The sequence below is a fragment of the Rhizobium sp. Root274 genome, from assembly GCF_001429245.1.
In the GTDB taxonomy this organism is placed as follows: domain Bacteria; phylum Pseudomonadota; class Alphaproteobacteria; order Rhizobiales; family Rhizobiaceae; genus Allorhizobium.
In genome coordinates this window covers 124,559-138,017 of record NZ_LMJE01000011.1, presented here as the reverse complement: position 1 = coordinate 138,017, position 13,459 = coordinate 124,559, and the positions used below count along the sequence as shown (strand labels likewise).

The following is a 13,459-nucleotide window of genomic DNA, read 5'->3' as shown; positions in this document are numbered from 1 at the left end:
TGAACCTGCGAACTGTCGAGATGCAAATGTTCTATGGGGCGCGCTCGTTCAGGGGGAAGCAATGAGACTTGTTGAAGGAAACCGAATCTTCTTGTCGGCATCTGACCTGATGCGGTTCATGGGCTGCAATCACGCAACCACACTCGATATTGCTTACCTGCTTTGCAATGGGCCAGCTCCACGCGAAGATAGCGACGACGCTGCCCTGCTTCAAAAGCAAGGAGACGCACACGAAGCGAACCACTTGGCAAAGCTGAAAGCATCGGGCGCGTCGGTAATTGAGATCGAGCGGTCTGATTTGGCAAAAAATGCCCTGGAAACTCGGGCGGCAATGCAGAGCGGTCCAGATATCGTTTTTCAGGGGGCATTGCTCGGCGACAATTGGGGTGGCTGGTCGGACTTTCTCGAGCGCGTCGAGCGCCCGTCAAATCTCGGCCCCTTCAGCTACGAAGTCACCGACACCAAGCTCAAGCGGCGCCCCCATCCCAAACATGTGCTGCAGTTGGTGCTCTACTCGGATTTGCTGACCGACATTCAAGGGGTCGCCCCGGAATTTGCCCATGTTGAACTCGGTGATGGCAGCCGCGCGCAGCTGCGGCTCGCAGACTATCAGGCCTATGCGCGCATGGCGCGTCAGCGGCTCGAGGCTTTCCTCGAAAACCCTCAGCCGACGCGGCCGAGCCCCTGTGCGAACTGTGGGCTGTGCCGCTGGGGCGATCACTGCGAAAGCCAGTGGCGTGCCGAAGACAGCCTGTTCAATGTGGCCAATGTTACTCGGACCCAGGTCAAGAAGCTCGAGGCGGCTGGGATCACCACTATGGAGCGGCTGGCCGGGCTCGATCATCCCATTCGCGGCATGGCCGATACCACTCGCAGGCGGCTGGTGACGCAGGCGCGCCTACAGCATGCGCGCAAGAACGGGGCACCCGCCTTCAAACTGCGGGAACCCGAGTCCGGCAAGGGCTTTGATCTTTTGCCCGCGCCGCAGCCGGGCGATCTCTTCTACGATATCGAGGGCGATCCGCACTACGAAGACGGACTGGAATATCTCCACGGCGTCTGGTTCGACGGTCAGTTCAAGGCCTTCTGGGCACATGATCACGATGCCGAAGCACGCGCTTTGTCGGACCTTCTAAAGTTTTTCCGGCAAAGACTCGCGGCCTATCCTGAAGCGCGCATCTATCACTATGCGCCCTATGAGATTACCGCCTTGCGGCGGCTGACCGCACAGTATGGAATAGGCGAGGCATTTCTCGATCGCCTGCTGCGCGAGCGGCGCTTCGTTGATCTTTTTGCGGTGGTGCGCGGCGCGCTGATCGGCTCGGAAGCCAATTACTCGATCAAGTCGATGGAAGCTTTCTATGGCCGGGTGCGCGAAGGTGAGGTCAAAACCGCCGGCGGCTCGGTCGTTGCCTATGAGCGCTGGCGAGAAACCGGGGAACAATCGATTCTCGACGAGATCGAAGACTATAACCGCATCGACTGTATCTCGACCGAGGAGCTGCGCGACTGGTTGGTGAATATCCGTCCCGCCGCGCCCTGGCCGGTGCTGGCGGCCGATGCCGGCGACAAGGAAGTCGAGGAGGACGCCGATACGCAGGCATTGCGCGCGAGGCTTGCCGCATCCGGTCTGCCGCAAGAGCGGCAAGACATGTTGTTCAACCTCGGCCTGTTCCACAAGCGCGAGGCCAAGCCCGCCCAATGGGCGGTTTTCGACAGCGCTGGCAAGGACGAGGACGAGCTGATCGACGATCTAGATGCATTGGCCGGTCTGGAAGCCATTGGTCCGGCAGAACCCGTCAAACGCTCGGTGCTGCGCCGCTATCGCTTTCCGCTCCAGGAGACCAAGCTGCGGGCCGGCCGCAAAGCGACGGTCCCGGTCATTGACGGACCGCCGGCCACGGTCAGCATCGAAGAGCTCGACCGCAGTGAGCGGATCATCGCGGTCAAGGCGGGGGCGGCCAAGGCGCATCTCTTGACCGATCGCCTGACGCTTCACCCGGACTGGCCGCTCAATACGGACGTGATTGCAGCGGCCCTGCGCGATGTGATTGAAGATCAGTGCGGTGCGCGCCGTCTGACCGCGCTCGATGATTTGCTTGCGCGCACGGCTCCACGTCTGATGACGGGACCGCGCACCGATCTGCTTGATGGCGCCGATCCCCTGACCGGCACGATCGCGGCGATCGCCGCCATGGATGGCACCGTGCTCCCGATCCAGGGGCCGCCGGGAACCGGCAAGACCTATGTGACGGCCCGAGCAATCCTTGCGCTGGTGCGCCAGGGTCACCGTGTTGGCGTGGCCTCGAACAGCCATGAGGCGATCCGCAATGTCCTGATGGGGTGTCTTGCCGCGCAAGATGATGGCGATCCTCTCCCGGGCCTGTGCATCGGGCACAAGGTCAGCAGCGGCGAAGACGGTTATCCGGACGACTGTACCGGCGTTATCCGCTCGACGGCCAATGACGATTCCCTGTGGAGCCGTGCCCATGTGGTCGGCGGCACCGCCTTCTTTTTTGCCCGATCCGAGCACGAGCAGGCGCTCGATTGGCTCTTCGTCGATGAAGCCGGGCAAGTGGGGCTGGCCAATATGGTCGCCATGGGACGCTGCGCGCGCAACATCGTTTTGGTCGGCGATCCGCGGCAATTGCCACAGGTCATCCAGGGTGCCCATCCCGATCCGGCCAACCTATCCTGTCTCGAGTGGATGCTGGGCGAGCACGCCACCATCCCGCCCGATCGCGGCATCTTCCTGCCGATGTCGCGTCGCATGCATCCCGATGTCTGCGGGTTTATATCGCGGCAGGTCTATGAAGGTCGTCTCAACAGTGCGCCCGACACATCCGTCCAGGGCGTCCGCGGAACGAGCTTTCCCGAAGCTGGCGCATTCTGGGTGTCAGTGGTTCATGAGGGCAATGCACAGATCGCGACCGAAGAAGTCGCCGCTATTCAGGCGGCAATTAGCAATCTGCTCTCGGGAAGCTGGACTGATAAGGATGGGACGACGCGCGCCCTTGAGCCCTCCGATATCATCGTCGTCGCGCCCTATAATGCGCAGGTCAATGCGCTCAAGGACGCTCTGCCCCCTTCCGTACGCGTCGGTACAGTCGATAAGTTCCAAGGACAGGAAGCGCCCATCTGCCTAGTGTCAATGACTGCCTCGTCCGTCGAGGAAACGCCGCGGGGAATGGAGTTTCTGTTTTCGCTCAATCGGATAAATGTCGGCGTGTCGCGCGCTAAAGGTCTTGCACTCGTTTTTGGTGCACCCCGGCTTCGCGAAGCAAATTGCGATACCGTCGAGCAGATGCGCCTCGTCAACACACTCTGCGCACTGCGTGAACTTGGAGAATCTTGAATGTGGGAAAATTTCGAGGCCCGCCTCGAAGATAATGAACGCGATCGGCCCGTTCCGCTTCGCAGAGCTCTCTTTGACGTTTTGCGCAGCTCGAGCCTTCGACCGGGCGACGGCGTAACGAAAAAAATGGTTTCGTTTGTCTTTGGCGCCAGCGAGCGGCTCCTTTGGGAAATTGAGAACCCACCTAACTTTTTTCTCCACCTGAAATGGCGGGATGTAATCGAAGCAAATGGCTTCGCTACAGTCATCCGGCCATTCCGGAACGGCATGAAAGACGGTGGAAGACATTCCGCTCTCAGCCGCGAGTGGTCGTTTGGTGATACGGACTGCATAGTTGTCAGGATTGAGAATGCCGAACTTCTGCGGAAGTTTGTCGAGTTGTTAGCTCCGTCCGGCGAGACCCGGGCGATTCATATTGATGAGAAAGAAGAGCAGGCAGCAATGAATTTGAACACGTCAGATGTTTCCTCGACCACAAACCTCATTCTTTATGGTCCACCTGGAACAGGTAAAACCTATGCGACAGCTTGGGAAGCCGTGCGCCTTTGCCTGGGAGACCACATGGCGGGAGCCTTGCGCAACGACCGTGCCGCGCTGATGTCAGAATATCGGCGCCTCTCAGCCGAAGGTCGGATCGAGTTCATTACATTCCACCAGTCAATGACATACGAAGATTTTGTCGAGGGTCGTCAGCCGATGACCGGCGCGGATGAAGGCGAGGAGGAGACCTCAACTGGCTTCCGCTTGGAAACCGTGCCGGGGATATTCAGGCGTATTGCAAAACGAGCAGAAACTGGCCTGAGCAGGAAAGCAATAACGGACCGGATCACGACAGAGGGTCGTCAGATTTACAAAATGTCTGTGGGCTTCAGCGGCGATGCTGGCGACCGTGAGCTTTTTGACGAAGTGATAGAAGGGGGATACACGCTCCTCGACTGGGAGGACATTGACTGGAGCGATCCGAAGTACGAATCGGCAGAAGAGATACTGAGATCCTGCGAGGCCCAAGGCAAAATCGGCGGACGGGTCACCTTAAAGTCGGGGCAAGTGTCCATCACCGATACATTCCGCAATCGGTTGAAGGTTGGCGACATCATTGTCGTATCCAAAGGGAATCGACTAGTTCGGGCCATCGGTGAAGTAACCGGTCCCTATGAATATCATCCTCGGCCATATGGCACATTCGGCCACAGGCGTGCGGTCCGCTGGCTCTGGCACGACGTAGCCGGCGTTCCCGTCACCGAGATCTACGACGGCAACTTCACGATGCGCTCGCTCTACTGGCTGAACAAGGATCGTCTCAATATCCCGGCCCTCGAGCGTTTGATGAACAGCGCCAACAAGGAACTGGATCGCGAAGTCGAACGCGAGGCTTTCGTGCTGATCATCGATGAGATCAACCGTGCAAACATTTCCAAGGTGTTCGGGGAACTCATTACACTCTTGGAACCAGATAAGCGCCTGGGTCAGCCCAATGCGCTAAAAGTTCATCTGCCTTACTCGCGGGATGAATTCGGGGTGCCCCCGAATCTACATATCATCGGGACTATGAACACGGCAGACCGCTCGATTGCGCTACTCGACACCGCTTTACGACGACGCTTTAGTTTCCGTGAGTTGATGCCAGACGTGGATGAGCTTCGTCGGGCGATGGCCAAAAACGGCGTCGATGCCACGAACGTGGATGGCATCGATGTGTGCAAGCTGCTGCGAATTATCAACGAGCGGATCGAGTATCTCTTCGACCGCGAACACCAAGTTGGCCACGCCTATTTTACCAACTGCCGCTCTCGCGCCGATCTTGACGACGTCATTCGCCACAAGGTTATCCCGCTCTTGGCGGAATACTTTTACGAGGATTGGTCCAAGGTAGCGGCGGTACTAGGTGACGCCCCGGGCACAGGCGGTTCTCGGTTCGTTGAGGCTAAACAACTATCCACTCCTCCTGGCTGCGCGGACGATGAAATGGGCGGTGACAAGCTGCGTTGGAGCGTGAAGGCCAGCTTTGACTTTACGGAGTTTTTTTCCTGATGCCTTCGTACACGGTAAGGGAATGGGAGAAGCTGCCGTATGGGGAGGGGAAGGGACAGATTGCTCCCCACCACGCCGACCGTCTGGCGGGAGTGGCAGCTCGTTCGCCCTTTGCAGGGCGCGGCGGAAGCGGTGTATTTGAACATGGCCGCCACGCCCTACGGGCTCGTGGCGTGGTTGGGATACTCGCGGCAGGCGACGCAAGCCTAGAAATTCTGCCGAAGATTGATGTCGCACCTGATGAGACACCAGACCATCAGAATGCTCTAATTCGCAAGCGCCTGGTTCACATGCTGGCCATTGCGCTGGACTTGAAGATTGACCTAGGAGCCGTCACAGATATCGCCTGGCAGCGGGAAACACTGCTTGAAATCTTGATCCGCATTTTCTGCGAAAAGCTGACGGAGGCTTTACGAAAGGGCATGCCACGTCAGTATATCGCTCGCGAAGAAGATTTATCGACCTTGCGCGGACAACTCGACATCAATCGCCAGTTTACAAGCCATGCGGTCAACCCCTCACGTCTTGCTTGTCGCTTCGATGTATTGTCGCAAGACACCCCGCTTAACCGGACAATGAAAGCAGCTGTCACATATTTGGCGCGTTTCTCTCGACGTCCTGCTAACCAGCAGCGGCTGCGAGAGCTGGCATTCGTCTATGCCGATATCACCGACATAACGGTCTCAGCGTTAAGCTGGGATCAAATCGTAATCGACCGCACCAATCGCTCCTGGCAGGAGCTCTTCGCAATGGCCCAGCTTTTTTTACAGAATCGATATCAGACAACAACTGGCGGGCGTGGTCAGGGCACTGCCATGCTCTTCGAGATGAACTCCCTTTTTGAACAGTACATCGGGCGTTTGGTCTCTCGGGCGATGGCTGGAACAGGCTTCACCGTCTCACTACAAGGTGGGCGCCTTTTCTGCCTGAGCACCCAAGACAGCGGACGTGGGCTGTTCCAGACCAAGCCCGATATATTGCTTCGCCGAGATGGGAAGGTTGTTCATGTCATCGACACGAAGTGGAAACGGATCGCCCCACGCATAGATGACCCTAAGCAAGGCGTCTCCCAGGCCGATGTCTATCAAATGATGGCCTACGCGCAGCTGTATCAGGCTCCGCGCCTGACGCTCCTTTATCCTCATCATCCTGGACTCGGCACGGAGGATGCAGTTCAGGCTCGCCACCGCATTACTGGCTTCGAAACAACCCTTGAGACAGCCAGCATCAAGGTATCCAATAGCCGGCACGTGCTGACAACGCTTCGGGGCCTCGTATTGGGCTATCCAACTGAGTTTCGCGAACGCGGAGAAATCAACTGATGTCTTCACCTGACGTGAGAAAAGCGGCAGGTTAAATCTGGCATGCGCTGCGGCAAAATGGACAGGCGTAACTGCCTCCCCACGTGTCAGTTTGAAGAAGCCTGACGTTCACAGCCAAGCCTGCTATTGGAGGCGGATACTAGCTCGCAAATACACGTATCCGACACCTCACAACAATAGCGCACATTTTTACCTGTGTGCTCGTATGGCGGAAAACTATGGCTTTCTGGCAGAGCCATCATTCGCCTCCGTTGCATCAGACCCTTCCCAGCCCCTCGTCGAAAGTGGCTACCAGCCCCAGCACTTTATCAATGATACGTTCGGTAATCTTTTTGCGTTCCAAAATCTTTGGCTTTTGTTCCAGAACCTCGATTACGGCTTCACGCAATGGAGGTTTGCCGGTGAATTGGTAGTCTTCGATCAAACGCTGAAAAGCCGCCGGTGGTATTCCCTCTTCGGCGCAGACGGTCTCCATCGCCTTGACCCGCTCGTCGTTCCAAAACGCCATGAAGGTCTCTTCGACACTGGCACCGTTGTCCTGTGCCTTCGGCATATGCTGTTCGATGAACCGCTCAATCAATTCGCGCTTACTGCGCAGCTGAGCTTCAGAACCAAGCATGTCCATAACTAATTTTCGCTTCCGCGCGCTTTCATTACGCTGAGTAGCATCCAAACTGTTGGCATCCCGCGACACCTCGGCGAGCAGGCCAAGGATATAGGCAACGTTGATTTCATCGCGCTGGATTAACTCTAGTTCGAAATCGACCTCGTCGATAATCGACACGGCCTCCGTTTCCTTTCCCCGCTTTGTACGGTCGTAGATGTCGAGATACTTACTTTTGTAATCCTCGAATGTCTGCGGATCGAGGGTGAGGTCGTCGGGGCTAAACTGAGTAAAGCTGCTCAGCACGTTGCGGATGCGAATTAACTCGCGGAACGCCTGCACAAAGGCCAGCATTTCTCCGTCGGTTTGCAGATAATTCACGCTATCGACGTCCGGTGCGACTTTGAGCAGATTGGCAACGGCCTCATTGAACTGAGTGACGTAATCCTCATAGGGCGCCATCAGGACGGTTTCGATCGCGTCCCTGTTGGAAAACAGTGTGATCGCCTCGTCCGTCTTGGCCTTCAGGTTCCTGAAGCAGACGATGTTCCCTTGGGATTTCACCTGGCCAAGGATTCGATTGGTGCGTGAAAATGCTTGGATCAGCCCATGGTACCGCAGGTTCTTGTCGACGTAGAGCGTGTTCAGCTTCTTTGCATCGAACCCGGTAAGGAACATGTTGACCACCAGAAGGATGTCGACGCGGTCTTTGTCCTGGAAGTCGCGCCTCTCGCGCTCTTTAATGCGTTTGGCGATGTCCTTGTAATAATTGTAGAAGCTGTGACTGTCCTTCGTCGAATAAGCAGTCTGATACATCGCATTGTAGTCAGCGATGAACCGATCCAGCTTTTCGCGGGTGTGCACGTTCACTGGCTTGTCCACGCCGATGGTGAAATCCGGATCGCCTATCAGCCCATCAGCGTCAGCATCTTCCTCGTTGGCAGTGTAAGTGAAAATCGTGGCTACGCGGAGATCGTGCTCGCCCGCATCGCGGCGGCGTTTGAAGGCTTCGTAATAGGTGATCAGCGCATCGACGGAACTGACGCAGAGCATCGCGCTGAACTGACGATTATGGGTTTTCCGATCGTGGTTCTGGATGATCCAATCAACGACTCCATTGATCCGGTCGGGGTGGTCGAAGAATTCCTTGATGTTGATGCCCGCGACCTCTTCGTCGATCAGGCTGCCATCCTTGCGCTTCAGCTTGCCCCAATACTCGACTGAGAACCGCAGAACATTCTCATCACTGATCGCGTCGGTGATGACGTATTTGTGTAGGCACTCCCCGAACAGATCCTTGGTCGTCCGATTGGTCATCGCGTTTTCTGCAAAGATCGGGGTGCCGGTGAAGCCGAACATTTGCGCACGGCTGAAGAACGTCACTATGCGCTTGTGGGTCTCCCCGAACTGTGATCGATGGCATTCGTCAAAGATGAACACGACACGTTCATCCTTCACCGCCTGTAGCGGACCCTCGAACTTGTCGCGGGAAATGGCTGTGTTCAACTTTTGGATCGTCGTGACGATCAGCTGGTGGTCGCCTGCCAGCTGCTTGACTAGCGCACGCGTGTTGTCCGTGCCATCGACCGAACCTTCACTGAAATGGTTGAATTCCTTGGTAGTCTGGTAGTCCAGGTCGCTGCGGTCGACGACGAAGACGACCTTGCGCACCTTGGGATTTTCAATCAGCACCTGCGCGGCCTTAAAACTGGTAAGTGTCTTGCCCGAACCGGTCGTGTGCCAGATGTAGCCATTCTTCCGCCCGGCCTTCACCCGCTCGACAATAGCCTCCACCGCAAAATACTGATACGGCCGAAGCACCATCAGCACCCTGTTGCTTTCGTGTAGGACGATGTATTTGCTGATCATCTTTGACACATGACACTTCTCGAGGAAGACGTCGGCAAAGGCGTCAAGCTGGGTGATCAGTCGGTTTTCGACATCTGCCCAGAAGAAGGTTTGGTTGAAATCCTGATCACGGTTGTTGGCATAGTATTTCGTGTTCACACCATTCGAGATGACAAACAGCTGCACATACTGAAACAATCCATGGTCCGACCAATAGGAATGGCGTTGGTAGCGGTTGACCTGGTTGAAGGCCTCCTTCAGCTCCATGCCGCGGCGCTTTAGCTCCACCTGGATCAGCGGTAGGCCGTTGATCAGCAGAGTCACATCATAGCGGTTGTTGTAGCTGCCCGCTTGGGTGACCTGCGAAGTGACCTGATAACGGTTGCGGCACCATTCATCGGTGTTCAGGAACTGGATGTAAGCGGTCGTGCCGTCGTCGCGTGGCAGCGCCATGCGGTCCCGCAGGATCTTGGCTTTGTCAAAGACGTTGCCCTTGTCGAGGTGGTTCAGCACACGGGTGAATTCGGCCTCCGATAAGGTGACGCCGTTGTGTGCCTCTAGCTGTGCCTTCAGGTTCGCGCGCAGCTCGGCGCCGTCGGTGATGGTAACATGCTCCCAGCCAAGACTGTGTAGTCGTTTGATCAAGCTGGACTCCAGCTGTGCTTCGGATTGGATCATTCGTCCTCCTCCTCGGCAAGGTCCCGGAACTCTTCTAACCGCACGAGGTAGTCCTCATAGTAAAGCGAAAAAAGTGCGAAGCTGTAGGTGAGTTTGCCTTCGTAGGGATAGCTTTCGTCTAGCCATGAATTAAAATCGTTGTTGTCTGCGTAGGACACCTGCTCCAGGTCGGTGGCCTGATCTTTCTCAAGTTCCGCTTGGACGAGGCGCGCTCGCTTATCCCGCAGCTTCGTGAAAAAGGCATCGAGCATGTAGATCAATAGGCCGCTTGAGACCTGAAGAATTGCGTTTGCCAGCTTGTCATTACTTTGGATTAACTTCGGCACGGCTTTGCCGTGCGAGATGTCACCACGCTCGTTCCGGAGAACGCCTATGAAGTGTGCCACGGAAGCGACCCGAGTAACGAAGCTTTCTTCGATGATCGTCTCATCCTGTTGAAGCAGCTTGCCGGCACGTTTCACGAGTGGAGATACATCAAGATCCTTGATGTCCTCAGGTTTCACACCTTCTTCAAGCGACAGAATGATAGTCTTCGACACTCCTTCAAGGAGGGCCTTGCACGTCTCGATGCAGATGTCTGGGTGGTTCGTGACGTTCCGTTCTGCCTTCTTCATCAAAGGAAGATAATATCGGAAGTCAGGGCACTCTATGGCGTTTTCGATGATCAGCAGTTCAGCAGGGCGCATCATGTCAAACGAACATCTGCTGCAGCAGACCCTTTTTGAAAGCTTGCAATTTGGAAATCTGGTCTACTACAGCCTGAATTTTGGCATCCATTGCGGCAAGCGCGTCAGCGATTTTTTGTTGCTCGTCGGGGTGCGGAAGCAAGAACGTCAATTTCTCGAGATTCCCCTTCGAGATCCCCAAGACAGAAATTCCCTGAGCAATCCGAATGATCTGCCGCCGCATTGGCTCACTGCGTAACAGATATCCGGCGAAACCGACGACCAGACAGTCAATTTTCGGCCGCGCCATGTGTGTGTGCAGGCCCGCCACCAGCGAGCGCTCACGCACCTCTACAATCTCAATCGTTTTGCCGATGTCAGCGTAATCCTCTGACGCATCAGCGATAATTACATCTCCAACTCGACAAAACTCTTCGTCCGAGAACGCTTTCGGCCCTATTTTGGCCCCCACAAAAGGTACGGTCTCGGCCGATTGCCGAAACAAGGCGCGGAATTTTGTATGGATGTCGCCGTAGTGAATATTCTGAACAGTTCCGCCATCATAAGTCAGAAATTCACGCGACAAACTGTTGGTTTTCACCCAAGTGAAAATATCCCCCAGTCGTTTCTTCTGCCAATCAGGAAAAGCCTTTCCATCGTCTCGGGTAAAGCGAAGTTGCTGGCTGAATAGCTTTTGCATCAGTCCCGCTTTGAACTGAACCAGCGCATGCCGCTTTGCCGTAAGCGCTGCAATCTTGGTATCCACCGCGTCAACAGCGTCTGCGATTTTCTTCTGTTCAGCACGGTCTGGTACGACAGGCTTAAGTTTCAGAAACTCCTGCTGCCCCAGCGTCTTGTTCCTCCCCGCGCCCCCTGGCGACGCTATTTCCAAAAGAAGCTTCCCACGCTTTGTCAGGAACATATGCCGAAGAAACGGAAGATAGCTTTTTCCATCCTTCTCCGTGAACATGGGGAAGCGATGAGACGCGACGAAGCCAGCCTCTGCATCCGTTGTCAGTGCGACCGCCTGCTCCCAAGCGAAAACGATGTTCACAACAAGTGCTCTCGGAACAACACGAAAAACGCGCTTATCGCCGAGTTCCGCGCCCGTGACGCACTCCTTGTAAAATATGCCTTTGCCATGTGACCGAACGCCGATCTGGCGATAAGCGTGCGCTGAATCAACTTCAACCGGAATGCTCTGCTTCTCGAGCAGTGTGGAAATGGCGGTCGCTCTCCACGGGCCTTTGAAGCCAGGGAACCGAAGCGTCGGTGTGGTCCTGCCTGTCATACGGGCGACTCCAGGCCCAGCTCGGTGCAGAAGTCGCGAATAGAAGTGTCCAGGTCCGCCATGTTGTTTTCGATTTTGCGCACTTCAGCCGCGACGGCTGTGAGATCAATCTCGGCTTCGGCCTCGAACGTATCAACATAGCGGGGGATGTTAAGATTGAAGTCGTTCTCAGCGATTTCGGCCACGGTCGCGCGATAGCTGAAGCGATCCACTTCAGTGCGGCCGCGGAAGGTGTCGACAATGCGGTCGACATCGGCGGCACGCAGGACGTTCTGGTTTGTCGCCTTTTCGAAACAGGTCGAGGCATCTACAAACAGCACATCCTCGGCTTCGCGGCATTTCTTGAAAACCATGATGCAGGTCGGAATGCTGGTTCCATAAAAGATATTGGCGGGCAGGCCGATCACGGCATCAAGCCAGTTGCGATCTTTGATTAGGTATTGCCGGATATGTCCTTCGGCCCCGCCCCGGAAAAGCGCGCCATGCGGCAAAATCACTGCCATAGTCCCGTTGTCGTCCAGATGATGAAGCATGTGCTGGACAAAGGCGAAGTCGGCCTTCGATGCCGGGGCAAGCCTGCCATACTGGCTAAACCGGTCATCCGACAGTAGCAACTGGTTGGAGGACCAATTGGCACTAAACGGCGGATTGGCGACTACCGCCTCGAACCGCATGCCGTTATGCTGGGGGTGTTCCAGCGTATCTTCCTGTTTCAGGTCGAAGTTGCGGTAATGCACCCCGTGCAGGATCATGTTCATGCGGGCGAGGTTGTAGGTCGTGCGGTTCATCTCCTGCCCGAAGAACTCGGACACATCCGCCTCCTTAGCCACACGAAGCAACAGGGAACCCGAGCCGCAGGCCGGATCATAGACCGATTTCAGCCGCGTCTTGCCAGTGGTGACGATGCGGGCAAGGATGGTGGAGACCTGCTGCGGCGTATAAAACTCGCCGGCTTTCTTGCCCGCGCCGCTGGCAAACTGGCCGATCAGGTATTCGTATGCGTCGCCAAGGACATCCGCATTGGCATCGTCCAGCAGGAAGTTGATCTGGTCAAGGTGGGTCAATACCTTCGTAATGAGGGCGTTCTTGGCTTCTTCCGTCCGTCCGAGCTTCGTTGATGTCAGGTCGAGGTCTTCAAACAGATGATCGAAGTCGCCCTCGGACTCTGTGCCCATCGTCGAGCGCTGGATGTTGTTCAGGATCGTGGTCAGATCTGCAAGGATGAACTGCCCTGGCTGTGATCCACGTTTGGCAACTTGGCTGAGTAGTTCAGACGGACGCAAGAAATAGCCAAGGGCGTCGACGGATGCTTCGCGAACGGCATCAAGAATTTCGCGGCCCTCCACGGATTCTTCGCGGACCGACAGGTAGTCAAGTTCGTCCTGCCTCAGGACCTCGTTGGCGTAGAGATGCATCCGCTCAGACAGGTACTTGTAAAAGATAAAGCCAAGTATGTAGTCACGAAATTCGTCCGCATTCATTTTGCCACGAAGAGTGTTCGCTATATCCCAGAGCTTCTGCTCAAGCTTTCTTCTTTGCTCTTCGGTCATTTTCTAAGCCTCTGATTATCATAATTAATGTTCGCAAATGACCCCAAAAAGGGAATGCGAACGGCAATTGAAGTTCGTCCTTACACCGCAGCTTGCCCGGGCGCTACGATTCCGT

General features: G+C 55.9%; 7 protein-coding genes. 3 read left to right on the top strand and 4 right to left on the bottom strand.

The window, feature by feature from the left end:
* Nucleotides 1-61 precede the first annotated feature (61 nt).
* The 3 genes from ASE36_RS21045 to ASE36_RS21035 are packed head-to-tail and all read left to right on the top strand — an operon-like array spanning nucleotide 62 to nucleotide 6,708.
* Nucleotides 62-3,355, top strand: coding sequence for a TM0106 family RecB-like putative nuclease (locus ASE36_RS21045; RefSeq protein ID WP_062284810.1), 3,294 nt, complete (start codon nucleotides 62-64; stop codon nucleotides 3,353-3,355).
* The gene (locus ASE36_RS21040) at nucleotides 3,356-5,386 is read left to right on the top strand and encodes an AAA family ATPase (RefSeq protein WP_244474819.1); all 2,031 of its coding nucleotides are present in this window, start codon (nucleotides 3,356-3,358) and stop codon (nucleotides 5,384-5,386) included.
* Complete coding sequence (locus tag ASE36_RS21035; RefSeq protein WP_062284807.1) at nucleotides 5,386-6,708, top strand: McrC family protein; 1,323 nt, start codon at nucleotides 5,386-5,388, stop codon at nucleotides 6,706-6,708. The genes ASE36_RS21040 and ASE36_RS21035 overlap by 1 nt, the downstream gene beginning before the upstream one ends.
* Before the next feature lie 256 nt (nucleotides 6,709-6,964).
* Here the strand turns inward: ASE36_RS21035 and ASE36_RS21030 are convergent, their stop codons facing one another.
* Genes ASE36_RS21030 through ASE36_RS21015 form a run of 4 tightly spaced genes read right to left on the bottom strand, consistent with a single transcriptional unit; the run spans nucleotide 6,965 to nucleotide 13,344 of the window.
* The gene (locus tag ASE36_RS21030; RefSeq protein WP_062284804.1) at nucleotides 6,965-9,838 is read right to left on the bottom strand and encodes a type I restriction endonuclease subunit R; all 2,874 of its coding nucleotides are present in this window, start codon (nucleotides 9,836-9,838) and stop codon (nucleotides 6,965-6,967) included.
* Entirely contained in the window at nucleotides 9,835-10,527 is a 693-nt protein-coding gene (locus ASE36_RS21025) for a hypothetical protein (RefSeq protein ID WP_062284801.1), read from the bottom strand. The genes ASE36_RS21030 and ASE36_RS21025 overlap by 4 nt, the downstream gene beginning before the upstream one ends.
* A gap of 1 nt (nucleotide 10,528) precedes the next feature.
* Entirely contained in the window at nucleotides 10,529-11,794 is a 1,266-nt protein-coding gene (locus tag ASE36_RS21020; protein ID WP_062284799.1) for a restriction endonuclease subunit S, read from the bottom strand.
* The gene (locus ASE36_RS21015) at nucleotides 11,791-13,344 is read right to left on the bottom strand and encodes a type I restriction-modification system subunit M (protein ID WP_062284797.1); all 1,554 of its coding nucleotides are present in this window, start codon (nucleotides 13,342-13,344) and stop codon (nucleotides 11,791-11,793) included. The genes ASE36_RS21020 and ASE36_RS21015 overlap by 4 nt, the downstream gene beginning before the upstream one ends.
* Nucleotides 13,345-13,459: the final 115 nt, after the last annotated feature.